This window comes from Marixanthomonas sp. SCSIO 43207, from assembly GCF_019904255.1.
Taxonomy (GTDB): domain Bacteria; phylum Bacteroidota; class Bacteroidia; order Flavobacteriales; family Flavobacteriaceae; genus Marixanthomonas.
Genome location: NZ_CP063203.1, coordinates 510,527 through 535,569 on the forward strand (window position 1 = coordinate 510,527; position 25,043 = coordinate 535,569).

The 25,043-nt window shown below is 34.0% G+C and carries 26 protein-coding genes; 11 read left to right on the forward strand and 15 right to left on the reverse strand.

Going from position 1 to position 25,043, the window contains the following annotated elements; translation table 11 throughout:
* Position 1: 1 nt before the first annotated feature.
* The 10 genes from INR76_RS02440 (at position 2) to INR76_RS02485 (ending at position 10,681) form a co-directional block, all read left to right on the forward strand.
* The gene (locus tag INR76_RS02440; RefSeq protein WP_223109943.1) at positions 2-742 is read left to right on the forward strand and encodes an isoprenyl transferase; all 741 of its coding nucleotides are present in this window, start codon (positions 2-4) and stop codon (positions 740-742) included.
* The gene (gene bamA / locus INR76_RS02445; protein WP_255592754.1) at positions 714-3,320 is read left to right on the forward strand and encodes an outer membrane protein assembly factor BamA; all 2,607 of its coding nucleotides are present in this window, start codon (positions 714-716) and stop codon (positions 3,318-3,320) included. Before INR76_RS02440 ends, bamA begins: the two co-directional genes overlap by 29 nt.
* Positions 3,321-3,358: 38 nt before the next feature.
* Positions 3,359-4,228, forward strand: coding sequence for an OmpH family outer membrane protein (locus INR76_RS02450; protein WP_223109082.1), 870 nt, complete (start codon positions 3,359-3,361; stop codon positions 4,226-4,228).
* Between the two features lie 41 nt (positions 4,229-4,269).
* Complete coding sequence (locus tag INR76_RS02455) at positions 4,270-4,779, forward strand: OmpH family outer membrane protein (protein ID WP_223109083.1); 510 nt, start codon at positions 4,270-4,272, stop codon at positions 4,777-4,779.
* A 71-nt stretch (positions 4,780-4,850) separates the two neighbouring features.
* The gene (gene murI / locus INR76_RS02460; protein ID WP_223109084.1) at positions 4,851-5,642 is read left to right on the forward strand and encodes a glutamate racemase; all 792 of its coding nucleotides are present in this window, start codon (positions 4,851-4,853) and stop codon (positions 5,640-5,642) included.
* A gap of 89 nt (positions 5,643-5,731) precedes the next feature.
* Positions 5,732-6,643, forward strand: a complete 912-nt coding sequence (locus tag INR76_RS02465; RefSeq protein ID WP_223109085.1) for a NifU family protein — start codon at positions 5,732-5,734, stop codon at positions 6,641-6,643.
* 116 nt (positions 6,644-6,759) lie between these two features.
* On the forward strand, positions 6,760-6,960 hold the full coding sequence (locus tag INR76_RS02470) for a dodecin family protein (RefSeq protein ID WP_223109086.1): 201 nt from the start codon (positions 6,760-6,762) through the stop codon (positions 6,958-6,960).
* 88 nt (positions 6,961-7,048) lie between these two features.
* Positions 7,049-9,103 carry a thioredoxin domain-containing protein gene (locus tag INR76_RS02475; protein ID WP_370632415.1) on the forward strand — a complete coding sequence of 685 codons (2,055 nt, stop codon included), beginning with the start codon at positions 7,049-7,051 and terminating at the stop codon, positions 9,101-9,103.
* The gene (locus INR76_RS02480) at positions 9,090-9,950 is read left to right on the forward strand and encodes a mechanosensitive ion channel family protein (protein WP_223109087.1); all 861 of its coding nucleotides are present in this window, start codon (positions 9,090-9,092) and stop codon (positions 9,948-9,950) included. The genes INR76_RS02475 and INR76_RS02480 overlap by 14 nt, the downstream gene beginning before the upstream one ends.
* Before the next feature lie 20 nt (positions 9,951-9,970).
* Entirely contained in the window at positions 9,971-10,681 is a 711-nt protein-coding gene (locus INR76_RS02485) for a hypothetical protein (protein WP_223109088.1), read from the forward strand.
* 7 nt (positions 10,682-10,688) lie between these two features.
* On the opposite strand, the gene tsaB is transcribed toward INR76_RS02485, so the two are convergent.
* The 15 genes from tsaB to cyoE form a co-directional block, all read right to left on the reverse strand.
* On the reverse strand, positions 10,689-11,360 hold the full coding sequence (gene tsaB, locus INR76_RS02490; RefSeq protein WP_223109089.1) for a tRNA (adenosine(37)-N6)-threonylcarbamoyltransferase complex dimerization subunit type 1 TsaB: 672 nt from the start codon (positions 11,358-11,360) through the stop codon (positions 10,689-10,691).
* A 3-nt stretch (positions 11,361-11,363) separates the two neighbouring features.
* Positions 11,364-12,641 (reverse strand): efflux RND transporter periplasmic adaptor subunit, encoded by a 1,278-nt coding sequence (locus INR76_RS02495; protein WP_223109090.1) that lies wholly within the window; start codon positions 12,639-12,641, stop codon positions 11,364-11,366.
* 2 nt (positions 12,642-12,643) lie between these two features.
* Positions 12,644-14,089, reverse strand: a complete 1,446-nt coding sequence (locus INR76_RS02500) for a TolC family protein (protein WP_223109946.1) — start codon at positions 14,087-14,089, stop codon at positions 12,644-12,646.
* Between the two features lie 73 nt (positions 14,090-14,162).
* Positions 14,163-15,329 (reverse strand): efflux RND transporter periplasmic adaptor subunit, encoded by a 1,167-nt coding sequence (locus tag INR76_RS02505; protein WP_223109091.1) that lies wholly within the window; start codon positions 15,327-15,329, stop codon positions 14,163-14,165.
* Between the two features lie 45 nt (positions 15,330-15,374).
* Entirely contained in the window at positions 15,375-16,640 is a 1,266-nt protein-coding gene (locus INR76_RS02510; RefSeq protein ID WP_223109947.1) for an ABC transporter permease, read from the reverse strand.
* A 1-nt stretch (position 16,641) separates the two neighbouring features.
* Complete coding sequence (locus INR76_RS02515; RefSeq protein ID WP_223109092.1) at positions 16,642-17,886, reverse strand: ABC transporter permease; 1,245 nt, start codon at positions 17,884-17,886, stop codon at positions 16,642-16,644.
* Positions 17,879-18,601, reverse strand: a complete 723-nt coding sequence (locus INR76_RS02520; protein ID WP_223109093.1) for an ABC transporter ATP-binding protein — start codon at positions 18,599-18,601, stop codon at positions 17,879-17,881. Before INR76_RS02520 ends, INR76_RS02515 begins: the two co-directional genes overlap by 8 nt.
* A gap of 149 nt (positions 18,602-18,750) precedes the next feature.
* A complete protein-coding gene (locus INR76_RS02525; protein WP_223109948.1) occupies positions 18,751-18,984 on the reverse strand; it encodes a hypothetical protein in 234 nt (77 codons plus the stop codon).
* A gap of 7 nt (positions 18,985-18,991) precedes the next feature.
* Positions 18,992-19,522 (reverse strand): DUF420 domain-containing protein, encoded by a 531-nt coding sequence (locus INR76_RS02530; RefSeq protein ID WP_223109094.1) that lies wholly within the window; start codon positions 19,520-19,522, stop codon positions 18,992-18,994.
* An 8-nt stretch (positions 19,523-19,530) separates the two neighbouring features.
* Positions 19,531-20,223 (reverse strand): SCO family protein, encoded by a 693-nt coding sequence (locus INR76_RS02535; protein ID WP_223109095.1) that lies wholly within the window; start codon positions 20,221-20,223, stop codon positions 19,531-19,533.
* The gene (locus INR76_RS02540) at positions 20,220-20,894 is read right to left on the reverse strand and encodes a hypothetical protein (RefSeq protein WP_223109096.1); all 675 of its coding nucleotides are present in this window, start codon (positions 20,892-20,894) and stop codon (positions 20,220-20,222) included. The genes INR76_RS02535 and INR76_RS02540 overlap by 4 nt, the downstream gene beginning before the upstream one ends.
* Before the next feature lie 135 nt (positions 20,895-21,029).
* Positions 21,030-21,416, reverse strand: a complete 387-nt coding sequence (locus INR76_RS02545) for a cytochrome C oxidase subunit IV family protein (protein ID WP_223109097.1) — start codon at positions 21,414-21,416, stop codon at positions 21,030-21,032.
* Positions 21,417-21,435: 19 nt separating this feature from the next.
* On the reverse strand, positions 21,436-22,416 hold the full coding sequence (locus INR76_RS02550; RefSeq protein WP_223109098.1) for a cytochrome c oxidase subunit 3: 981 nt from the start codon (positions 22,414-22,416) through the stop codon (positions 21,436-21,438).
* Positions 22,417-22,462: 46 nt separating this feature from the next.
* On the reverse strand, positions 22,463-23,044 hold the full coding sequence (locus tag INR76_RS02555; RefSeq protein WP_223109099.1) for a cytochrome c oxidase subunit 3: 582 nt from the start codon (positions 23,042-23,044) through the stop codon (positions 22,463-22,465).
* Entirely contained in the window at positions 23,044-23,943 is a 900-nt protein-coding gene (gene cyoE / locus INR76_RS02560) for a heme o synthase (RefSeq protein WP_223109100.1), read from the reverse strand. Before cyoE ends, INR76_RS02555 begins: the two co-directional genes overlap by 1 nt.
* 117 nt (positions 23,944-24,060) lie before the next feature.
* Between cyoE and INR76_RS02565 the strand changes: the two genes are divergently transcribed.
* Positions 24,061-25,035, forward strand: coding sequence for an MBL fold metallo-hydrolase (locus INR76_RS02565; protein WP_223109101.1), 975 nt, complete (start codon positions 24,061-24,063; stop codon positions 25,033-25,035).
* Positions 25,036-25,043: the final 8 nt, after the last annotated feature.

Here is a 25,043-nt window from a genome sequence, read left to right on the forward strand (position 1 = left end):
AATGAGTGTAAAAGAGCAAATAGACACAAACAGACTTCCTAGACATCTAGCCGTTATTATGGACGGTAATGGTCGTTGGGCAAAACAAAAAGGATTGTTTAGAGGAATGGGACATGAAAATGGCACCAAAGCCGTACGAGAAATTGTAGAAGCTTGCGCAGAGCTCAACATACCTTTCTTAACACTATATGCTTTTTCTACTGAAAACTGGAATCGCCCCAAACTAGAGGTAGAACTATTAATGAAGCTTTTGGTTTCTTCATTAAAAAAAGAAATAAAAACACTTCAAGACAACAACATAAAACTTAATGCTATTGGCAGTCTGGAAGCACTTCCCAAAAAAGCGCAGAAAGAATTAAACGACGTAATAGCAAAAACAAAAAACAACTCGAGAATGACCTTAACACTGGCGCTAAGCTACGGGTCTAGAGAAGAAATTACAAAAACTATTAAAGAGATTAGTCATAAAGTTAAAAATAACCTAATTTCGCCGGAAAATATTGATGAAACGGTTATAAATAATCATCTTTACACGCAAAATTTGCCAGATGTAGATTTATTAATACGTACCAGCGGTGAGCAACGTATTAGTAACTTTTTGCTTTGGCAAATAGCTTATGCCGAATTGTATTTTACAGATATACTTTGGCCAGATTACAGAAAAAACCATCTTTTTGAAGCAATATTAAATTATCAAAACAGAGAAAGAAGATTTGGAAAGACTAGTGAACAACTTAAATAACACCCTATTATTGCAACCTTACAAAAAGCTTTATTGTATCTTTCTTTTTACAGTAGTTTCGGTTTTTTCCCTTACTGCACAGCAAAGGGATCTTGATAGCGGAAAAAAATACACCATTAATAATATTGAAGTTACAGGTGCTCAAAGTTTTAATGAGCAAACCGTAATTGCTTTTACAGGTCTTAAAAAAGGAGACCGTATCTACATTCCTGGTGAAAAATTAAGTGCTGTAACCAAAAAACTTTGGGAACAAAACCTATTTAGCGACATTGCATTTTATGTAACCAATATTGATGGAGATAAAGCCGATTTAGAGCTTTACATTGTTGAACTTCCGAAGCTAAACAACGTTACTATTGAGGGTATTAAAAAAAGAAAGAAGAAAGACATTCTTAAAGAAAATGACCTAGATCCGGGCACCAAAATCACCAATAACCTTCTTACCACTACCAAAAACAAAATCAAAAACAAATACAAAGAAGAAGGGTACTTAAACACACAAGTAGTTATAACACAAACACCACAAGTTGATTCTACAGGTCAAGAAATAGGTAAAGACATGACCATAAAAATTGATAAAGGAGAACGTGTAAAGGTTTCCGATATTGATTTTGAAGGAAATGAAAAATTTTCTGACGGAAAGCTACGCCGTGCGATGAAAAACACAAAACAAAAATTCTTTTTACGAATTTTTAAACGCTCAAAGTATACACAAGATGGCTTTGAAGAAGACAAAGCATCTATCATTAAAAAATACAAAGCAAGTGGATATCGTGACGCTCGTATTACAAGTGACACACTCATTTCAAAGGATGATAAAAATGTAGCTTTGAAATTAAGCGTTGAAGAAGGTGATAAATATTACTTCGGAAATATTCGTTTTATAGGAAATAGTGTTTATACAGACAGTCAACTACGTCAAGTATTGGGTATTTCAAAAGGCGAAACATACAACGGTGTTTTATTACAAGAACGTATTGCCGATGTAGAAAACCCAGAAGCAGAAGATCTTACTAACTTATACCAAAACAACGGGTATTTGTTTTCTCAAATAAATCCTGTTGAAGTAGCCGTTCGTAACGACACTATCGATTTTGAAATTCGTATTCAAGAAGGGAAATTAGCCTATTTTGATCACATTACCGTTACTGGTAACACCAAAACAAATGACCACGTAATTTATAGAGAGTTAAGAACTCGTCCGGGTCAAGTTTACAGTAAAAGAAATGTAGTACGTACCATTAGAGAGCTTGGGCAATTAGGCTATTTTGATGCTGAACAACTAGAACCTAAATTTCAAAATGTTGACCCTAACAGTGGTACGTTAGACATAGAGTATTCTGTTGTAGAAAAAGGAGCAAGCCAGATAGAACTACAAGGTGGTTATGGTGGCGGTGGCTTTGTTGGTACACTTGGTTTATCATTTAACAATTTCTCTCTCAGAAACATCTTTAATAAAGATGCTTATAAACCACTACCAATGGGTGATGGTCAAAAACTATCTTTGAGGGCTCAAGCAAGTAGCTTCTATCAAACGTATAGCCTTTCATTGACTGAGCCTTGGCTAGGAGGTAAAAAACCGGTACAGCTAAGCACATCGTTCTCTCATACGATTCAGTATTTATATAATTTCCAGACCAGAGATGTTGATAAAAACAGACGTTTTTTAATCACAGGAGGATCTGTGGGTATTGCACAAAGATTAAAATGGCCAGATGATTATTTCCAATTATCACAAGCAATTAGTTTTCAGCATTACAACCTTAAAAACTATAATACCGGTTTATTTACATTTGGTGATGGCTCTTCAAACAACTTAGCCTACACAATTGGTTTAAGCAGAAATAATACTGCTACCAACCCTATTTATCCGGTAAGAGGTTCAGAATTTGGAATCACAGCAAAGCTTACCTTTCCATATTCTGCCTTTAACGGTGTAGATTACGGTGCATTGAGAGACGAGAGAGCAGAACTTGCTCAAGTACCTAGTACAAGCTCAACTTATAGAGCCGCACAAAACAGAATAGAAGAAATTGACCAAGAGCGTTTTAAATGGCTAGAATATTATAAAGTTAAATTTAAAGGTGATTGGTACACCAATATCATTGACAAGCTAGTATTAAAAAGTAGTACTCAATTTGGTTTCTTAGGCGCCTATAATCAAGACAGAGGTGTTCCACCTTTTGAGCGATTCTTTTTGGGTGGTGATGGTTTAGGTTCATTTAGCTTAGATGGACGTGAAGTAATACAGCTAAGAGGTTATGGTAACCAATCATTATCTATTAATGATGGAAATACCATTTTCAATAAATTTTCGTTAGAGTTACGTTATCCAATTACATTAAAGCAAGTAGCATCTATTTATGCGCTTACTTTTGCAGAAGGAGGAAATGCATTTAATGGTTTTAGAGATTATAATCCATTTGATTTAAAAAGGTCTGCTGGAGTAGGAATACGTATATTTATGCCTGCGTTTGGATTATTAGGAATTGATTTCGGTTATGGATTTGACCCAATTCTAGGCGGTATAGAGCCTAATGGATGGGAAACGCATTTTATTCTTGGACAACAATTTTAACTTTGGCACGATATTTTCTTAACAAACAACCAACAATTATGAAGACGAAAAAGTTACTTTTTTTATCACTCATCCTATTAGGTTTTGGGTTTTCTGCTCAAGCACAGCGTGGTGCACGTATAGGCTATATAGATATGGAATACATTCTTGAAAATGTTCCAGAATATAAAGAAGCCAAAACACAACTAGACGGAAAAGTACAACGATGGAAAAAAGACATTGAGAAAAAAACCAAAGAAGTTGAGCAAATGAAACTCAACTTAAGTAACGAACGCGTGTTACTTACTCAAGAACTTATTGAAGAACGAGAAGAAGAAATTAAAATTTTAGAAGATGAAATTTTAGACTATCAACAAGATAGATTTGGCCCAAATGGAGATTTAATGATTCAAAAACGCCAACTAGTACAACCCATTCAAGATCAAGTATTTAATATTGTTCAAGAAATAGCCGAAAATAAAAAATATGACTTTATCTTTGACAAATCTGCAGATGTAGTAATGCTATTTGCAGCAGAAAGAAATGACATAAGCGATGTTGTTTTAAGAAGCATTAACAGAGCAGCAAAACGTGAAGAAGCTCAAACCAAACGTGAGCAAAAAGAAATAGAGCGAAAAGAAGAGCTTAGCGCCGAGGAAGAAGGAGCTATCACAGAACGTGAAAAAGAAATTGAAGAACGTAAAAGTGAGCGCGAAAAAATGATGGAAGAACGTAGAAGACAACGTGATTCTATTCGAGAAGCTCGCAAAACTGAAATTGAAGCAAGAAGACAACGTATTCTTGAGGAAAGACAAGCCCGTATTGATTCAATCGAGCAAGCAAGAGAAGCCAGACGTAATGAGCGAAACAATCAAGAAAATACTCCAAACGACGATGGCAATACCGAAAGCGGAGACGAAGAAAATTAACAAACAATAAATTAAAACTTATAACACTTAAATTTAATACAATGAAACATTTAAAATTAGTAATAGTAACCTTGGCGATTTTTGTAGGAGCTACAAGTTTTGTAAATGCACAATCTAAAATTGCACATATCGATACGCAAGCTTTAGTTGAAGCAATGCCCGAAATGAAATCTGCGCAGAGTGAGCTTGATAAAATTCAGAAGACTTATGATACTGAAATCAAAGCAATGGCCAAAGAGCTTGAAACTAAGATGAAGCAGTATGACCAAGAAGCTGCTAGCAAGACTGATGAAGAAAATCAAAAACGTTTTGAAGAAGTACAAGGAATGCAAAAAAACATTCAAGCTTACAGACAACAAGCTATGCAAGATCTTCAGAAAAAAGAAAGAGATATCTTACAACCTGTTTTAGAAAAAGCTCGTGCTGCTATTCAAAAAGTAGCTCGTGCTCAAGGATTTCAATACGTTATGGATTCTACCACCGGTAGTGGTTTAATCTTAGCCGACGGTAAAGACCTTATGGCAGATGTAAAGAAAGAAATGGGAATTTAATTTTATAAATTACTCCTAAAAATTTTGTAAACTGCCTGCAACTTCTGCAGGCAGTTTTTATTTTTACAGGTATGAACAAATACAGTCCCATAGGTGTTTTTGACTCAGGTGTTGGCGGATCTTCCATTTGGAAAGAAATACATCAATTACTACCTAATGAAAATACAATCTATCTTGCAGACAGCAAAAATGCACCCTATGGCAATAAAACACAACAACACATCACAGAATTAAGCTTAAAAAACACCCAAGAACTTATTAATAGAGGGTGTAAAATTGTGGTGGTCGCATGCAATACAGCTACAACAAATGCTATTTCTGTTTTAAGAGAAAAATTTAGCATTCCTATTATTGGTATTGAACCCGCCATTAAACCTGCTGCTTTACAAACAAAACACAAGAGTATTGGTATTTTGGCAACTAAAGGAACCTTAAGTAGTGACCTATTTCATAAAACTGCCGGAGCATTTGCCAAAGATATTTCAGTAATAGAAATAGTAGGCGAAGGTTTAGTGCCTTTGATTGAAAATGGCGAATTAGATTCTCAAGAGATGACGTCCCTACTAAAGAAATATACAGCACCCATGATTGCCGAAAATATTGACTATTTGGTTTTGGGTTGTTCACATTACCCCTATTTAATTCCGCGCCTTAAAAAAATGCTACCTCAGCACGTTACTATTATAGATTCTGGACAAGCAGTCGCTAGACAAACCAAAAATATTCTACAACAAGAAAACGTATTGAATGATAGCAAAAAAACACCAAAGCTTCAGTTTTTCACAAATACTTCTGTAAATACTCTTCAATATTTGTTACAATCCTATTCTGAAAAAACGACCATACAAACCCTTGATTTTTAATAAAGAATGATTTGTATAAGACAGTGTTAAGACACCGTTATTTTATAAATGATTGATATACTTTCCGTAATTTTGCAAAAAAAATTTGTATGTCAACATATACTATCTCCATAGAGCCAACAAATAACGATAGCATCGTAAAATTTGTGGCCAACTCATTTTTAACTCGTTCAAACAGTTATGAGTTTAAAAATATTGATGAGGCTAAGCCTAGTCCAATAGCACAACAGTTATTTTACCTTCCCTTTGTGAAAACAGTTTATATTTCACAAAACTTTATTGCCGTTGAAAAATATGATATTGTTACTTGGGATGAAGTAAAAAACGAAGTTGCAGAAGCAATTACTGAATACTTAAACAGCGGTAAAGAAGTTGTTACCGAAACCAAACAAGAAAAGAAAATTCCGGTGACGGTTTATGCTGAAAGTACACCAAACCCGGCAGCTATGAAATTTGTTGCCAATAAACCGCTAGTAGACGGTACTTTTGAATTTAAAAACATAGACGAAGCTATTCACGCTCCACTAGCCAAAGCTCTCTTTTCATTTCCGTTCATTAAAGAGGTTTTTATTAGTGCCAATTATGTTTCAGTATTAAAATACAATATGGCCGAGTGGCAAGAGATTTCAATGGAGTTGCGTGAATTTATAAGAAAGTACATTGAAGAAGGAAAACCCATCTTAAATGATGCTATTCTTAAAAAAGAGGAAGAAGAAAAAAACACAACCGCCGGTAAAGAAATTTCAGATAAAGACTTAAAAGACATTGATAAAGAAATCATTTCTATCTTAAATGAATATGTAAAACCTGCCGTAGCTTCAGATGGCGGACATATTGCTTTTGATTCTTTTAATGAAGAAACCAAAACTGTACGTGTAATTTTACAAGGTGCTTGCAGCGGATGTCCATCTTCTACTGTAACTTTAAAAAACGGTATTGAAACCATGCTTAGAGACATGATGAATGGTCGTGTGCAACTTGTAGAAGCGGTGAATGGCTAATAACTAAAGCCACATTATTGATTTTCTAGCGTTTACACTAGGTTTTAACGATTATTTGAGAGATTTTGCTGCTGTAAAATTGTATCTTAGGTTTTCAATTAAAAAAACCAATCATTATGGCAGTCTTAAAAGTTATTGAAGTATTAGCAAACTCAAATGAAAGTTGGGAAGATGCTACTAGAAACGCAGTAAAACACGCAAGTAAAACAGTAAAAAACATTAAATCTGTTTATGTAAATGAACAGAGTTGTACCGTAAATGGTGATGATGTAGCTGAATTTAGAGTGAATGTAAAAATCACTTTTGAAGTAAGTTAAACAACAAATCCAAACTCAGTTAAATACGCTTTTACATCTCTAAAAGCGTATTTTATTTTTGTCTGAAATAGAATTATCAAATATATTTTTGAAACACACCAACACTTTACATACTGAAACAAGCCCCTATCTATTACAGCATGCCAGTAATCCTGTACATTGGAAAGCTTGGAATGCGCATACACTTCAACAAGCAAAAGCTGAAAATAAACTCATGATTGTGAGTATAGGCTATGCCGCTTGTCATTGGTGCCACGTGATGGAACACGAAAGCTTTGAAGATGACGAAGTAGCACACGTAATGAATAAAAATTATATTTCAGTAAAAGTAGATCGCGAAGAACGGCCAGATATTGACCAAATTTACATTAATGCGGTTCAAATAATGACTGGTAGCGCTGGTTGGCCCTTAAATGTTGTGACACTTCCCGATGGTCGTCCAGTTTGGGGTGGCACCTATTTTAAAAAACAACATTGGATTGAGGCATTAAATCAAATTCAAAAAATACATCAAGAGGCACCTAATAAACTAGAAGAATATGCAAACCGCCTAGAACAAGGTATGCAGAAAGTAGACCTTATTCAATTAAACACAGACACAACTCCTTTTTCAGAATTTGACACCGCTAGTTTGGTAAAAAGCTGGTCTGCTAATTTTGATACAGAATTTGGCGGATACAACCAAGCACCTAAGTTTATGATGCCAAACAATTATCAGTTTTTGTTACGGTATGCTGTTCAGCAAAGCGATAAAAATATAGCTGAACACGTACACACAACTCTTACAAAAATGGCTTATGGTGGCATTTATGATGCTATTGGAGGCGGGTTTTCAAGATACAGTGTTGACAGCAAATGGCACATACCACATTTTGAAAAAATGCTATATGATAATGCGCAATTAGTAAGTTTATATAGTGACGCTTATGCAGCAACTAAGGTTGCATTATATAAAGAGGTTGTTGAAGAAACACTAAACTTTGTTTCTGAAACACTAACCGATGACAGTGGTGCTTTTTATTCTTCGTTGGATGCCGATAGTAAAACCCAAAGCGGAGCGCTTAAAGAAGGTGCTTACTATACCTATTCTGAAGAGGAGTTAAAAACTTTAATAAAAGAAGATTTTGAAATTTTTAAAACGTATTACAACATTAATTCTTTCGGCAAATGGGAAGAAAACCAATACGTTTTGATAAGGAATAAAAGCAATACCGACATTGCAAAACAGTTTTCAATTTCAAAAGAAACACTTCAGCATAAAAAGGAAAACTGGAAAGCAAAATTACTCGTACATAGAAACAAACGTTCTTTGCCAAGACTTGATGATAAATCGTTAACTTCTTGGAATGCATTGATGTTAAAAGCGTATGTTGATGCATACAAGGCATTTCAGAAAGAAGAATATTTAGAAGCTGCTTTAAAAAATGCAAGATTTATCACAGGTCAACAATTACAAAAAGATGGTGCTTTATTTCATAATTATAAAAATGGGAAAAGCACTATTAACGGTTATTTGGAAGACTATGCCGCAGTGATTGAATCGTTCATTTCGCTTTATCAAGTTACTTTTGATGAGCGTTGGTTACATACTGCAAAAGAGTTAACTCAATATACCTTAACCTATTTTTTTGATTCAGAAAAGCAGTTTTTTTATTTTACATCAAGCGAGGATGAAGCCTTAATTACACGCCTTTTTGAATATAGAGATAATGTGATTCCGGCTTCAAACTCAATAATGGCAAAAAATCTTTTTAAGCTAGCACATTATTTTAATGATGATGATTTTAAAAATATTGCAAAGCAAATGCTTACCAATGTCTTACCTGAAATTGAAAAATATCCCATAGGGTTTTCAAACTGGTTAGACTTGCTGCTCAATTATCAATTAAGTTTTTATGAGGTAGTAACTATGGGTAAAAATGCAATTGAAAAAAACAACCAAATAAATAAAACCTATCTGCCAAATGTTTTGGTAGCAGGTAGTACAACTAAATCAAACATGTTTCTATGCAAAAACAGGTTTGTGAATAATGAAACATTCATTTACGTTTGCACTAATAACACGTGCAAAACACCTTTTTCAGAAACAAAAAAAGCTATTAAAGAAATAAAAAAAAGAGTAAAGAAAAATGGAAAAATTTAATGATTTAAACACTTATGTTGAAAAATATGGTCAAAAGTTAATTGACTTTTTACCCAATTTAATTACGGCGATTGTTATTTTATTGGTTGGTTTATGGATTATAAAAGCCATAAATCGAGTTGTAAAAAAGTTCTTTGCAAAAAAAGATTATGACGTAACGTTAGAAAATTTTGCTGCTAGTCTAATTAATTGGGGACTTAAAATTTTACTGTTCGTTCTGGTCATAACGCAACTAGGCGTTGAGTCTGCTTCATTGGTTGCTATCATTGGTGCTGCCGGTTTGGCTATTGGTCTTGCTTTGCAAGGGTCACTTGCAAATTTTGCAGGAGGAGTTTTAATTTTGCTTATTAAGCCTTTTAAAGTTGGTGATTGGATTTCGGCTCAAGGTGTAGAAGGTACTGTCAAGGAAATTTCAATATTTAACACACGTATTTTAACCTTCGGAAATCAAGAGGCTGTTGTTCCTAATGGAAAATTATCGAATGATAATATTGTTAATTATACTTCGCAAGGTGTTCGAAGAGAAGCACTAACTTTTGGTATTGGGTATGATGATAATATTAAAGAAGCTAAAGAAATTTTATTAAATTTGGTTAATGAACAAGAAACCGTTTTAAGGTTAGAAGATAAAATGCCTATGATTGTTGTAGGTGGACTGGGAGATAGTTCTGTAAATTTATCGTTACGTTATTGGGCAAAAAATGAAGATTTTTGGCCGCTACGTTGGCATATTCTTGAAGAAGGTAAAGCTCGTTTAGAAGCTGCAGGAATAAGTATTCCGTTCCCTCAAAGAGATGTTCATCATTATAATTTGGAAAAACTTCAGTTTGCTAAAAAAACTGAGTAAGTTTAATATTAAAACACAAGATGAAAAAAATAATAGTATTTGTGACGGCACTGTTTTTTTCTGTAAATTCAATTTACAGTCAAAATTATACGTCTAAAGATGTAAATATTTTTACTGAGTTAAACACTCGAGTAAAAACTGATAATAGTTTTATAGATTATGATGATGTTCAAGGATCACCATATCTAAATGATAAATTTTTGGAAGGAAAAGTATATCGCAATGATTCTATATTAAGTAATACAGTTTCTTTGCGGTATAATATTTTTGATGACCAGATTGAAGTTAAAGATCCCTCTATCGAGAAAAATGACGGATATGGTACTTTATTAAAAACCTATGAAATTAGTGCTGAAATTCTATTTGAACAATATAAATACTATAGAAATTTTAGAAATCCTTCATCAAATGCAGTAGGCTCTTATCTACAAGTGATTAAGGAAGGGAAAAGCTATACTTTATTAAAAAAGCACGAGGTAGTTTTTAACCCAAAAGAGCCCTATAAATCTCCTTATGATACCGGCAAAGATGCAGAATTTAAAAAAAATCAATATTACTACGTACTTGACAGTGAAAATAACTTTACTGAATTACCAGACAGAAAATCAAGACTTTCTAAAATATTTAATGAAAAAGGAAAAAAACTTAAGTCTTTTGTTTCAAGAAATAATATAAACTTAAAAGAAGAAGAAGGTATTTTAAGAGTTTTTAGTTATCTAGATAATATTTAGTAATTAATTAACCCACAATAAAATCTTTTAAATAATAAGGTTCAAAATAGGCGACGTCCTCAAAGTCGTTTGTTTTGAACTTTTTTTCTGAAATCATACCCATTTGTTTTGCCGATGGAAGTATATTTTCAATAAATTCAGCATTTGAGTGTGTACAAAGCTCTTTAAATTTTGTAACGCCATCTCCTATAAAAACTGTTTTTCTATCATTTAAATATGCTGAAAAAGAATCTTGAGTTAAAATTTCGGCTTTAGTTTCGCGTATTTGTTCTTCTGAAGAAAAAACAGCTGAGTAAACCTCCATTCTTCGAGCGTCTAAAAGAGGTATAATATAAGTATTAGGCTGATTTGTAACTTGCATAGAAAGCGATTGCAGCGTAGAAATGGCAAGCAATGGTATATCTAGTGAAAAACAAAGTCCTTTTGCAGCAGAGACCCCTATTCGCAAACCGGTGTAAGAACCAGGACCCTTACTCACTGCAATTGCATCAACATCATTTTTATTTATGTTAGCACTGTTTAAAACATCGTCTATATACCCATGAAGTTTTTCTGCGTGCGAATACTTTTTATGCGCTCCATCAGGATTATCTTCTTTAAAAGCAACAACGCTTCCGTTTACCGAAAGCGCTACTGAACAATTTGTGGTTGCTGTTTCTATGCAAAGTATAACAGCCATAATTTATTCTTTATTAATTTCTTCTTCTTTACTTACCTCAATTTTATCACCGTTCTTTAATGATCGTGTAACGGTAGTATATGGCCCTGTAATTACGGTTTCGCCTTCAGCAAGACCTTTTGTGATTTCAATATTGCTATCATCTTGTATTCCTGTAGATACAACGCGTAATTTTGCTTCTTCTCCGTCTTTTATAAAAACGCATTCAAAACGCTCATCATTTTCACTTACGGTACCTTTTGGTTTTATTTTTTTGGTTGCCGAAGTATCATTTTTAATCACAATTGCACTTATAGGTACGCCAATTACATTACGTTTCTTATTTGTAATAATATCTACTGTAGCTGTCATTCCTGGACGAAAAGGAGAGTAACTTTCTGGCTTTCCTTCGGTTAAATCTGCGTAAGACGCCGGTAAAATTCTAACTTTTACTTTAAAATTGGTTACTTGATCTGCGGTTAAAGCAGTTTCTGGTGAGTTTGCAATTTCTGTAACAATACCTTTAAATTCTCTGTTTAAATAAGCGTCAACCTCTACAATGGTAGAGTCACCAACTGAAACCTTTACAATATCATTTTCATTTACATCAACCTCAACTTCCATGTTGCTTAAATTTGCTACACGCATAATCTCAGTACCGGCCATTTGAGCGGTACCTACTACTCGCTCTCCTAGCTCGGCGCTTAATTTTGAAATAGTACCGCTCATAGGAGCATAAATTGATGTACGAGAAAGGTTGTCTCTAGATTGTTTTACACTTGCTGCAGCACTTTGCACACTATAATAAGCTGCTTGTTTGTTTGCTTTGGCTACTTCAAAATCTGCTATAGAACGATCCCATTCAGACTTTGAAATCACTCCTTTTTCAAATAATTTTTTATTTCTATTGTAAGCAGCTTCGGCATTTTTCAAACTAGCTTCTGCTTGTGAAAGCTGAGCTCTAACGTTTTGTAAACCAGCCTGTGATTGACTTAAAGCAGATTGAATTAAATCTGGATTAATCTTTACTAAGAGGTCTCCTTTTTCTACTTGTTGTCCTTCTTTTACAGGTAACTCAATTATTTCTCCTGACACTTCTGAAGAGAGGCTTACTTCAACTTCAGGTTGTATTTTACCTGTTGCTGCTACAGTTTCGGTAATATCTATAGGCTCAATTTGAGAGATCTCAACTTGTTTATAGTTGCCTGTTTTACCAAACCAACCTGCTTTTTTACCAACAATGAGTAAAATGATAAGAAGTACTAAGATGGATACAATCCAAATGATGGTTTTTTTCTTCATAATTAAAATTTTAATTCGGTAGCCGGAACTCCAAAATATAACTCTAATACTTTCAATTTAAAAATATAATTGTATTTGGTTCGGTTTACTTCAATGGTTGCATTATCAAATCTAAGTTTGGATTGGCTAAAATCAAATGCATTTGTTAATCCTACGTCATACCTATCTTTTGCATAATCATAGGCTAACTCTTGAGATTCTAGTGCTGCTATAGCTGCTTCATAGGCTTTTAAAGCTCCTTTTGCGTCTACGTAAGCTTGATAAACGTTTGATTCTAAGTCTAGTTTTGCTTGTTCTAGTTGAAACTCTGTACGTAATAAGTTTATTTTATTCCTTTTCACGTTTGCACGCGTGGCAAAACCATTAAGAATAGGTATGTTTAATTGTAATCCGTAAGAGATACCATCGTTTTGATACAATTGATCAAAAAATGGATCGGCTCCTATTTCTCTTGTTACGGTATTTGGGAATTGACCTATTACTGTTTGACCGGTTTCTTCTACTACTCCTATTTCTTCAGTTACTACTGGATTATTAGGGTCTACTTGTGTTGAAAATGTAGTAGCATCAGTATATCTTGTATCATAACCAAAGAAAGCTGAAAGCGTAGGATAGTAACTTCCGCGAGCAATTTGTAAGTCTTTTTCTGCCAATTCAACATTCTTAATGGCAATTTTTACTTCATTTCGATTTTCTTCAGCAGCATTAATAACTTCTTGTACGGGTTTTTCTATAATATCATCTCCTACAATATTATACCCTTCATCGGCTACATCAAAGTTTGCGTAATCTTCAATTAATAGCAATTGTGCCAAACTTATTAATGAAATAGTAACTGCATTTTCTGCTTCGGCTATACGTTGCTTTTCACCTGCATTAGTTGCTTGAATTTCCAAAAGGTCACCTCTAGGTAACGTTCCTGCATCAACGAGGTTATTGGTTCGCTCTATTTGCTGAAGCGTAACTTCATTTTGGGCTTTTGCAACTTCAAGGTTTGCTTTATTAAGTAAAACCTGTAGATATGAATTTGCAACTGCTAGTGAAATATCATCTTTCATTTTATCTAGACGATATTGGCTTGCCAATTTTGAAAGCTCGGCGCGTTGTGATTCTCTTACATTTCTAAGACCATCAAATAAGGTATAACCTACATTAATTCTACCGGTAGCAGATAAAAAAGTTGTGGTTTGTGCGTTGTTGGTAACAGGGTTAAAACTCAATCCTGTATTTTCTGAAACACCTCCAGTAGCACTTATTGTAGGCAAAAAGTTTCCAATAGCTAGTAATTTATCAGCTTCGGTGGCTTCTACATCTAGCTGGCTCTGTTTAATTGAGATGTTATTTTCTAAAGCATATTGAACGCATTCTTGTAGTGTCCATTTTTTTTCTTGTGCATAGCTAGAAAATGCAAATGTAAAAAGAATTGCTAAAAGCGTTAGTTTTTTCATAATTGATTGTAGTTGCTGCATAAGTCTTTAATTTCTTGAAAGTGTTACAAGTATTCTTAAAAAATAAGTAAAATTATCCCCTACCCATAGGTTGAGCAGGCTTAACTTGGTTCCAAACTTTTATTTTATCTTCTTTAGAAATACCGTTTAAGACCTGAACTTTTATACCATCACTTACACCTAGTTCAATATCTTTTCTTTGAAATTCTTGATCTCCGGTTTGAATCTCAACATATGGCTGTTGCGTTTTGGCATCATATTGTACCAACGCTTCATTGATTGTTAAAACACTATCTGCACGGGCTAAGATAATAGATGCATTTGCACTTAAACCGGCACGTATAAAAGTTTTTGTAGTATCAAGGTTTTTTAAGGTTCCTTTTATTTCAAACTGTATGGCACCATTTTCATCAACTCCTTTTGGTGCTATGTAATCTAAAACTGCATCAAATTTTTTATTCTCAATCGCTCCCACAGTAATCTCTAACGGAAGTTCTTCTTTAATTTTTCCTACTTCACTTTCATCAACCTTTCCTTGAAAAATCATTTTATCAACATCTGCAAGGGTTGCAATGGTTGTTCCGTCGTTAAAATTATTGGCTTCAATAACTTGGTTTCCGGTTTTTACAGGCACGTCAAGAACCATCCCTGAAACTGTCGCTCTAATTTCGGTATTTGCTGAAGCACCTAATCCGCTAGTAGTTCCAGTTTTAACTATATCATAATTTTGCTGAGCACCGGTTAAATTAACCTGTTCTTGTTTGTAACGTTGTTGAGCTTCATTATAAGCAGATTGTGCGTTATCAAATTCGTTTGCAGAAATAACACCTTTATCAAAAAGCGCTTTTTGACGATTGTAAATACTTTTTTGATTTTCAAAAGCCAATCGTGCCGTTTCAACCTGCGTTCTTGCTGAGTTTATATTGTTTTTTGCACTTGTTAATGAAGAAACATTTGGCACTACTTTTACCTTTGCGATTAAGTCACCAGACTTTATAATATCACCCGCTTCTACATAAATTTCATCAATAATTCCTGAAATATTAGGTTTTATTAAGACTTCTTCTTTAGGCACAATACTTCCGGTTGCAACGGTTTTTTTTACAATATTGTCTATAGTTGGTGATTGCGATTCATAAACGATAGGGTCTTCGGCGTTTTTTTGCCATAGCCAAAACATAGCTATAGAAAAAAGAAGCACAATACTTACTAGAATTACAATGGTTCCTGTTTTTTTCATTTTGAATGCCGGTATTAACCGGTATTTTAAAGGTTAAACGTTTCTTTATTCGGTCCGTAGTGCATCTACGGGTTTTACTTTTATTGCATTTTGAGCAGGGATTAATCCTGCTAGTAATCCAGAAATTATTAAAATGGTGAGCGCTATTAATACAACACCAATGTTTACTGACGGATTTAAAAACATCATTTCACTTGTATCCATTCCATCCATAAAATAATTAACCAATGCCAATACACCAGAAGCTAACACAATACCTGCCATACCTGAAATGATGGTTAAAAAAATGGATTCTAACAATACTTGGGCTCTAATACTCCACGGTGTTGCACCCAGAGCGCGACGTATGCCAATTTCTTTAGTACGTTCTTTTACTACAATTAACATGATGTTGCTTATTCCAATAATTCCCGAAAGTAATACAAGAATACCTACAAAGTATGCCACAAAGTTTAAAGCCGTAAACAGACCGTTGATTTTGCTATATTCTTCGTACAAATCAAAATTACCTACCGCTCGATCATCTTCAGGATGAATGGAATGACGGGATTTGATTACATCAAAAACTTGACTTTTTAACTTTGTAATTGATGATCCGTCTTGGGCAGTGATTGCCATCCAACCCACTGTCTCCCCCATATTGAAAGCTTGAGAAAAAGCTGTAAAGGGCACGTATATTTCTTTTTGAGCTTCCTCAGCATCACCACCACCATTTGATTTTTTCTTATAAGTACCAATTACCATAAAGTTAACACCATTAATTTTTATGTAAGTCCCTATTGGTTTTTCACCTGGATCGTAAAGACCTGTTACCACAGATTCACCTATAATGGCAACTTTCCGTTTTTCTTCAATATCTGAATAATTTATAAACCGCCCTGAAGTAATGTCCATTGGTTGTTGCTTGATAATTTCAGGGTAATCACCATATACATTATAAGCCCCGGTTTTTAAACCTCGAGTGACATTATTTGCTCCTCTAAAGCCTCCTAGTTGATTGCGTGGCGAAACGTAACGAAGGTTTGGAACATTTTGTTTAATAGCATCAACATCTCCTGTTTTAAAATTATAGCGACGTCCCTTTGGCAAACCTTTGTAGGGTTTAGAAGCTGTTTGCGCCCACATAAACATTGAATTGGTTGCCATTCCACTAAACCCCTGCTTTACGCCGTTCTCAAGACCGTTACCAGCTGCTAATAATATAACAAGTATGAATATTCCCCACAAAACACCAAATGCTGTTAAAAGTGTTCTAAACCAATTTGAACTTAGTGCTTCTATAATTTCACTCCAACTATCTCTACTAAAAATTTTACTCATCTCGTAAGGCTACTATAGGTTTAATGTTTGAAGCTCTGTAGGCCGGAAAAAAACCTGCAACTGCTCCAGCAATTACAAGAATGATAACTGTGGTAATAGCAACTCCAAAATCTACTGAAGGGTTACTGATAAAGTCGGTTTCAATTAATGGCCCTATAAATTCTAGTAATATCAAACTTGATATGAGCCCAACAAAACCTGCAATAGCGGTTACAAATACAGACTCATGTAAAATCATTCCTATAATTGATAAGGGTTGTGCGCCAATAGCTTTGCGTATTCCTATTTCTTTGGTTCGTTCTTTAACAATAATGAGCATAATATTACTTACACCCACCACACCGGCTATGATAGTACAAATACCTACACCCCAGAAAAACCACCGTATCATATCCATCAAATCATAAAACCGTTTTGCATTTTCTAGTGAATTGTTAATGTTAATGGCCCGTTCATCTGTAGGCGAAACGGTATGACGTGTTTTTAAATCGTTTTCCAATTGAGTTGAAAAAGCTTCAGATGCAGCTAATGCATCTTCAAATTTTTCTTCTGGTTTTAAGGTAAACACAAGTGAACGTAGTTTATCTCCTGCATTGAATACGCGCTGTGCAGTTGTAAGTGGAATAAACATACGTGTTTCTTCTCGTTCACCACCCGGATCTGTATAAATACCAACCACTTTAAATTTTATTCCTGAAATGGTAATATACTCACCTATGGCATTTTTTCCTTTAAAAAGATCTTGATAAACTCGATTACCTAAAACGGTAATTTTCTCGTATTTATTTAGGTCATTTTGATTGATATACCTTCCGGCGATTATTGTTTCGTTTTCTAGAAATTGATAATCTCCTCGAACGCCTTCTACTCGGTATGAACCAGTTTCTCCTTTATAAGAAGTTATTACACCCCAATTACTGAAAACACCAGATTTATACTCAAGATTATCCATATTTTTGGCTTCTGCCATTTGATAATCTTGGTTATCAAGCTGAATTCTACGTCCGGGATTCATTCCTTTGTATTCTTCTGAAGTGACATTTGCCCAAACAGAAATTCTATTGGCTGCATCGTTTTCAAATTCAGAAGAAATTCCGTTTTGCATACCTTGACCAATAGCCAATAAAATCACCAATATAAATATTCCCGAAGCTACTGAAAGTCCGGTTAAAAAAGTTCGTAATTTATTTTTACGAATGGTTTCAAAAATTTCTTGCCAGCGTTCAAGATTAAACATGAGCCAATGCCTTTTCACGAGCTTCTTTTGCTCGCACTTGTTTTACTACAGAATCATCTAGGATAATACCGTCTTTTAAATTTACGATGCGCTTAGTCATATGCGCTATATCGTCTTCGTGAGTTACTACTAGTATAGTTTTGCCTTCGTCATTAATACCTTGAATAAGCTCCATAACTTCATATGATGTTTTGGTATCTAATGCTCCGGTAGGTTCATCTGCAAGTAATACTTTTGGGTCACTTGCCAAAGCACGAGCAATTGCAACACGTTGTTTTTGTCCTCCTGAAAGCTCATTAGGTAAGTGTCCCGCCCAATTTGCCAGACCTACTTTTTCTAGATAGTGCATAGCTTTTTCGGTGCGTGTGTTACGTTTTTCACCTTGATAATATAAAGGCATAGCAACATTGTCAAGGGCAGACTTATAATTTATTAGGTTGAATGATTGAAAAATAAACCCTAAAAATTTATTTCGGTATTTTGCAGCTACTCGTTCATTTAAGTTTTTAATTTGGGTTCCGTCTAGATGGTAGCTTCCTTCATCTGCTTCATCTAGCATTCCTAAAATATTAAGTAAAGTAGATTTTCCCGATCCAGAAGAACCCATAATGGATACCATTTCTCCTTCAGAAACTGAAAAATCGATTCCTTTTAAAACGTGTAAAGAATTGCTTCCGGTTCGGTATGACTTATGCAAGCCTTTGATTTCTATCATAATACATAAATAAAAGCACAAAATAATGCTCAATGTACGCATCATTTTGTGAAAATCGTGTTAAGGGTATTTTACCTTTTTTAGGAAAACCTCTGTTAATAAGACTAATTTAAGGCCTTATTGTTACAGCCTAATTTGTGAAGATAATGTTAATGTTGTGCTTTTTTTGCGTTCTTACGCATTTTGTAGATTGCATAACCTACTCCGCCCACTAATAAATAAGGAAAAATCATAAGATAAATAATTCCATTATTAATTCCTTTTGCAGCTTGACCACCGTCTTCACTTTCCAAAACAGCGCGACACATAGCACATTGGGCATCTGCAGGTAAGCTGAATATTAGTACCAAAACAAGAAAAATATATAGGGTTCTTTGTTTCATCATTTTTTTAATAATAGGGTGCAATCATAAGGTAAACAATCACTCCGGTAACTGCAACGTATAACCACAAAGGAAATGTGATTCTTGCTATTTTTTTATGTTTAGCAAATTGCCCGGTAATAGCCCTTACATACGTTATCAGTACAAATGGTATCACTGTAATTGAAAGCAATATGTGTGAAATTAATATAAAGAAATAAACATAACGTATAGCTCCTTCGCCTCCATAGGGAGTTGAATCTGAAGTCATATGATAGGCAACATACATAACTAAAAACAAAACTGAGAGCACAATACTAGTCTTCATGAGTCTTTCATGAGTCTTTCGATTTCCTTTTCGTATTTGAAAAACTGCTGCTATAAGCAATATTGCCGTTAAACCATTGATTGTTGCGTAAATTGGTGGTAAAAAACCTAATCTTTCTACTCCTGGTATTCTAACCGTAAATAATACTGCTACAGCTACCGGAACAGCTATAGAAAGTATCCAGATCCAAAGGTTGTATTTTTTTGATGTATTTGATACAGAGTTTGACATATTCTTGACTATAGAAGCTTTTTAATATCTTCAATTAACTTATTAATATCTCCTTGCTCTAGACCGTTGTAGTAAATAATTGGATTACCATTGTCATCAATACGAGATGTAATATTTCCATTTTTATCAACCAGCGCAAACATTCCTGAATGCTCAAACCCACCATCGGCTTCGGGACTTTCTGCTGCGTACAACTTAAAACCTTCGTTTGAGAGTTTTAAAATATCTTCTTTATCGCCAGTTAAAAAATTCCAGTGTGGATGATTGGCTTTATGATTTTCAGCATAGGTTTTTAATACTTCTGGAGTATCGTGAGCAGGGTCTATTGTAAATGAAGCTATACCAAAATCATCTTCATCCTTAAAGGCTTCTTGTAGTTGTAGCATATTTGCATTCATAACAGGACAAATACTTGGACAAGTAGAAAAGAAAAACTCTACTACGTACACTTTTCCGTCGTAATATGAATTGGAAATAGTCTCCTTATCTTGATTTAAGAAACTGAATTGAGGTATTTCATTAATTACGATCATTTCAGAATCTGTTTTCAAATTCTTTTTTTCTGAAGTTGCTGAAGTACTACTCAATCTATCGTTTTCTACAACCTCACCGTCACCTAGCCGTTCAACTATTTTTGGAACAGCCCAAATACCGAAAATTAAAATAACAGCCGTAATCCCTATGTATGAATATTTTTTCAATTTGATTGTTTTTGGTTATATAATCTTTTGTTACGAGCTTCTGGATTGTTTTTTTTAAGTGCTAATCTATATTCAGCCAGAACAATTTTAATATCGTCGCTCATTTTATTGTTAATTTCGGCTATCTCACGAGAATCAAACCCATACAAGACACCTTTATCTTCATCACTTTTTCTTCCTCGTAGATTGCGTTTTTTATCAATTATAAAGACATATGGTGACGATAAATCATTACCTAACTTAAAATTACTTTGTAACGATGTAAAGACTTTTTGTATTTTTTCTTCTGAACCGAAAGCAAACTTCCATCGGTCTGTTTTATCAATTTCTGAAAGTTTAGCTTTTAATTGCTTGGCTTCTTCTTTTGCATTTTCAGGCAATAAAAAAACAATCTGAAAATCTTTAAACCCTCTATTTTTAGTATAAATTTTGTGAGCTAGGTTATAAGCACCCACTTTATAGTTCATTGGGTTTTCTCCAAAAAAACCTAAAACCGTAATGTTGTTTTTTAATTGCACAGAAGTCCCGTCAAGTTGCTTAAAAGTATCGAGTTCTTGAACAGACTCTGTTAAAGCAGGTAGTTTTGCAAAGTTATTTACTCCAGAAGCAAAGAAAATATAGGCCGTGATAGGTAGTGCAAATAATACAAATATGACCAAATATTTCTTCATAACGTCAAATTTTGATTGCAAAAATACAGGCTAAAAGCTGTATTGGCAACCTTTTAAAGTTAATTTTTACACTTTCATAAAACAAAAAAGTCTGGTAAAAACCAGACTTTTAAATATGTATTTTATTGAGACGTTTTAGAAATCAAACTTAATAAAGTTTTCTTTATAAACTTCGTAAATATAATCACCTTCTATTAATAGTATAAGTACTAAATATGCTATCAAGAATATTCCTGTCCATACTACAGATCTACGTAATCCTGATTTTTCGTCACGCATATGCATAAAATCCCAAGTAATGTAATATGCTTTAACAATTGTAAGTATAATAAACACCCAGTTAAGCAGCTTCATTGCTAAAAAGGTATTCTCGGTTAATACTGCCGGTTTTATTATACCTAATATTACTTCAACGATAGTCACGATGGAAAGCAGAATAAAAACTCCCCATATTTTTTGGATATTGTTTTTAAACTTAAGTGTTCCTCTAAAAATTGCTAAATTATGATTGTCGTGTGCCATTTTTTAATTTTTAAACTCCTTATACAAGGTAAAAGAATGTAAATACAAATACCCAAACTAAATCTACAAAGTGCCAGTAAAGACCTACTTTTTCTACCATTTCATAACTTCCTCTTCTTTCATAAGTACCTATTACTACATTGAAGAAAATTATTATGTTGATTACAATTCCAGAGAATACGTGAAAACCATGAAACCCTGTGATAAAGAAAAAGAAATCTGCAAATAATGGCGGACCATATTCATTGTGTCTTAGATTAGCTCCTTCTACAACTAGGTTACCGTCATTGACAAGCTTGGCTACAGATTCTTCTCTTGATAAAACAGTAGGCTCGCCATGCTCATTAAGGTATTGTGTTCTTATTAAAATATCATCATTTGCTAAAAACCCTGCTTTTACTTCCTCAAAAGTAAATGAAGTTTTTGTAGGTTCGGCTTCATACCATATACCTTCACTGCTTGTGTGAACTTCTCGAGTTGTTGGGATGTTTGTGGCAAAATCTGCAAGTGCTACGCGCTCTCCTTCGGTATTTAAAAATTGAAGTATTTTACCGCCTTTAGTTTCTACTGCACCATAATCTCCTTTAATAAAAGTTGCCCATTCCCAAGCTTGAGAACCTACGAATATAATACCACCTATAATAGTTAAAAACATATATAGTGTCACTTTGCCTTTTTGCATTTTGTGACCGGCATCTACCGCCAACACCATTGTTACCGATGAGAAAATAAGTATAAACGTCATTAAAGCCACATAATACATTGGTGCTTCTACACCGTGTAAAAATGGAAAGTGAGTAAACACTTCATCGGCAATTGGCCAAGAGTCTATAAATTTAAATCTAGAAAAGCCATAAGAGGCAAGAAATCCTGAAAAGGTTAAAGCATCAGAGACGATAAAAAACCACATCATCATTTTGCCATAACTGGCTTTTAATGGTTTATTACCACCACCCCAAGTTTTTCCTTCGGTACCTGTTTCAACAACGGTAGCTTCCATACAAAGAATTTGGTTTAAAAATAGAGTTCAAAAATACGATTAATTTTTATCTAACGAAATAGAAAAACAAAAACAGGTATATCCACAGAATATCAACAAAATGCCAAAAAGTAGCAGCTAGTTCAATTCCAAGGGTTTTGCCGTTTATATATTTTAGTTTATAATGATTATAAATTACCACCAATACTGAAATTAACGCAGCAATGATGTGCGATAGGTGCAATAATACAACCAAATATATAAATGAAGTTGTAATGGTGCTTTCACTTCCTGTAAAATAATAACCATTTGCTATTATTTCAGAAAAACCTTTAAACTGAAGCAAAATAAACCCTATTCCCAAGAAAAGAGTACTTACCAAAAACAACATTCCTTTTTTATTCTGTTCTTTAGAGATAGATCTTTTTGCCAAATGTATGGTTACACTACTTAAAAGTATAACCCCCAAACTAATGTAAAAAGCCTGCGGAATTTGAAAATCTGTTAACCAATCTGGGCGTTCTTTACTCACCACATAAGCACTCGTCAATCCTGCAAAACTCATGGACAAACTTATAATACCAAACCAAAGCATCATTTTTTTGGCACGTGCTATTTTATGTTCTTCTGAGCCTTCTGTATAATCCATTACCTTATAAATTTATCTAGTACATACACCACCTGCAGTAATGTAATGTAACTTACGCTTGCCAACATTAACTGCTTGGCTGCTTTATTTGTTTTTTCTTTATATAATCTAAACGCATAATACAATAGTCCTATGCCCAACAATCCAATAATCACAGCACTTACAGGAGTTAAGTATAGCTTTCCTGTAACGCCAAAGGCAGGTATTAGGGATGTTAAAACAGTCCATATACTATACAAAACTACTTGAACAGCTGTTCCTTTATCTCTTTTTCCGGTTGGAAGCATAAAAAATCCTCCTTTTTGATAGTCTTCATACAAAAACCAACCTATAGCCCAGAAATGCGGAAATTGCCAAAAAAACTGAACCATAAATAAGGTTCCTGGTTCAATACCAAATGAATTGGTTGCAGCAACCCAACCCAGCATAAAGGGTATAGCTCCCGGAAAAGCACCAATAAAAACTGAAAGAGGTGTCTTTGTTTTAAGTGGCGTATAAAGACTTACATATAAAAAAATAGAAATCGCCCCAAACATTGCAGTAATAGGGTTAATAGAATATAGAACCAATAACCCGACAACGGTCAAAACAATAGCTAATACAAATGCTGAACTCACTCCTATACGACCCGCAGGAATAGGCCTATCTTTTGTGCGGTCCATTAATGCATCTAGATCTCTTTCGATAATTTGATTGTATACATTTGAAGCGCCAACCATGCAATAACCTCCCACACAAAGTAACAGCAACACATAGTAATCAATAGTCTCAGCTCCTAACAGATATCCTGCTACAGAAGAAAAAACCACACTTACCGAAAGCCTAAATTTTGTGATTTCGGTAAAATTCCTAATAAGAGTTTGAGGAATAGATTGTGTTTGTGTTACTGACAAGCTCATTTTTTTTTGCGGTGCAAAGATACAGCAACTACAGATTTTCCACAATTTATTCTATTATTTCTTACATATAATTTATACTTTTTTAGTATTTTAATCCCCTCACAAAATATATTAAAAATGAATTTAAAAAAACTGAGCTTCTTACTTATCATTTGTATCACTACTTTGTCATTCGCACAAACCGATTCTGGCAATAAAGTAAACATAAGAATCACAAAAGCAAATGACGATGTTTATATGTTGCAAGGAAAAGGAGGAAATATAGGTTTATCTTTTGGGAAAGAATCCATATTAATGATTGATAATCAATATGCAGAATTTTCAGAAGATATTCTTAAAGCAATAAGAAAGGTAAGTGATAAACCAATAAAAATGTTGCTTAACACACATTTTCACGGAGACCATACCGGCGGAAATTCAGCTTTTAAAAAAGAAGGTGCTATAATTTTTTCACATCAAAATACAAGAGATCGTATAGCTAGTATTGTAAACTCAGACCAAAAAAAGATTGACAAGTCTGCGCTTCCTACTGTAACATTTACAGACAAATTACAGCTTAATCATAATAATGAAACTATTCAAGCCTTTCATATTGCAGAAGCTCACACCGATGGAGACATCGCATTATACTTTCCAAGTAGCAATGTAATACACACAGGAGATGTGTTTTTTAACGGCAAATACCCTTTTATAGATATTGAAAATGGTGGAAGCGTAAGTGGCTACATTAAAGGTCTAGAAAAAATAGCTATGGTTTGTAATGAAGACACAAAAATAATTCCAGGTCACGGAGATTTAGCTTCTCTTAAAGAATTGAATTACACAAAGAACATGCTTCAAAACATATATAAGCAAGTTACCTACCACTACGTAAAAGAAAAATCTTTAGAAGAAGTTTTGGCAATGAGTGATATAACTGCCGAATATGATGAAAATGACTACGGGAAAGGCTATGTTTCTACAGAAATGTTTATCAAAACACTTTATAATGACGTAAAAGCATCAAGAGGACCTATTGACAAAAGAAGCATGGAAGAACGTCTTCAAGACAAGCTTAAGGAACAAAAAGAGAAAATGAAAAAGAAAGAATAAGCAAGTAT

What these genes read in the sequence shown, in the direction of transcription:
- INR76_RS02440 (WP_223109943.1), top strand. Translation starts at nt 2, where the DNA reads ATGAGTGTAAAAGAGCAAATAGACACAAACAGACTTCCTAGACATCTA.
- INR76_RS02450 (WP_223109082.1), top strand. Translation starts at nt 3,359, where the DNA reads ATGAAGACGAAAAAGTTACTTTTTTTATCACTCATCCTATTAGGTTTT.
- INR76_RS02455 (WP_223109083.1), top strand. Translation starts at nt 4,270, where the DNA reads ATGAAACATTTAAAATTAGTAATAGTAACCTTGGCGATTTTTGTAGGA.
- murI (WP_223109084.1), top strand. Translation starts at nt 4,851, where the DNA reads ATGAACAAATACAGTCCCATAGGTGTTTTTGACTCAGGTGTTGGCGGA.
- INR76_RS02465 (WP_223109085.1), top strand. Translation starts at nt 5,732, where the DNA reads ATGTCAACATATACTATCTCCATAGAGCCAACAAATAACGATAGCATC.
- INR76_RS02470 (WP_223109086.1), top strand. Translation starts at nt 6,760, where the DNA reads ATGGCAGTCTTAAAAGTTATTGAAGTATTAGCAAACTCAAATGAAAGT.
- INR76_RS02480 (WP_223109087.1), top strand. Translation starts at nt 9,090, where the DNA reads ATGGAAAAATTTAATGATTTAAACACTTATGTTGAAAAATATGGTCAA.
- INR76_RS02485 (WP_223109088.1), top strand. Translation starts at nt 9,971, where the DNA reads ATGAAAAAAATAATAGTATTTGTGACGGCACTGTTTTTTTCTGTAAAT.
- tsaB (WP_223109089.1), bottom strand. Translation starts at nt 11,360, where the DNA reads ATGGCTGTTATACTTTGCATAGAAACAGCAACCACAAATTGTTCAGTA.
- INR76_RS02495 (WP_223109090.1), bottom strand. Translation starts at nt 12,641, where the DNA reads ATGAAGAAAAAAACCATCATTTGGATTGTATCCATCTTAGTACTTCTT.
- INR76_RS02500 (WP_223109946.1), bottom strand. Translation starts at nt 14,089, where the DNA reads ATGAAAAAACTAACGCTTTTAGCAATTCTTTTTACATTTGCATTTTCT.
- INR76_RS02505 (WP_223109091.1), bottom strand. Translation starts at nt 15,329, where the DNA reads ATGAAAAAAACAGGAACCATTGTAATTCTAGTAAGTATTGTGCTTCTT.
- INR76_RS02515 (WP_223109092.1), bottom strand. Translation starts at nt 17,886, where the DNA reads ATGTTTAATCTTGAACGCTGGCAAGAAATTTTTGAAACCATTCGTAAA.
- INR76_RS02520 (WP_223109093.1), bottom strand. Translation starts at nt 18,601, where the DNA reads ATGATAGAAATCAAAGGCTTGCATAAGTCATACCGAACCGGAAGCAAT.
- INR76_RS02525 (WP_223109948.1), bottom strand. Translation starts at nt 18,984, where the DNA reads ATGAAACAAAGAACCCTATATATTTTTCTTGTTTTGGTACTAATATTC.
- INR76_RS02530 (WP_223109094.1), bottom strand. Translation starts at nt 19,522, where the DNA reads ATGTCAAACTCTGTATCAAATACATCAAAAAAATACAACCTTTGGATC.
- INR76_RS02540 (WP_223109096.1), bottom strand. Translation starts at nt 20,894, where the DNA reads ATGAAGAAATATTTGGTCATATTTGTATTATTTGCACTACCTATCACG.
- INR76_RS02545 (WP_223109097.1), bottom strand. Translation starts at nt 21,416, where the DNA reads ATGGCACACGACAATCATAATTTAGCAATTTTTAGAGGAACACTTAAG.
- INR76_RS02550 (WP_223109098.1), bottom strand. Translation starts at nt 22,416, where the DNA reads ATGGAAGCTACCGTTGTTGAAACAGGTACCGAAGGAAAAACTTGGGGT.
- INR76_RS02555 (WP_223109099.1), bottom strand. Translation starts at nt 23,044, where the DNA reads ATGGATTATACAGAAGGCTCAGAAGAACATAAAATAGCACGTGCCAAA.
- cyoE (WP_223109100.1), bottom strand. Translation starts at nt 23,943, where the DNA reads ATGAGCTTGTCAGTAACACAAACACAATCTATTCCTCAAACTCTTATT.
- INR76_RS02565 (WP_223109101.1), top strand. Translation starts at nt 24,061, where the DNA reads ATGAATTTAAAAAAACTGAGCTTCTTACTTATCATTTGTATCACTACT.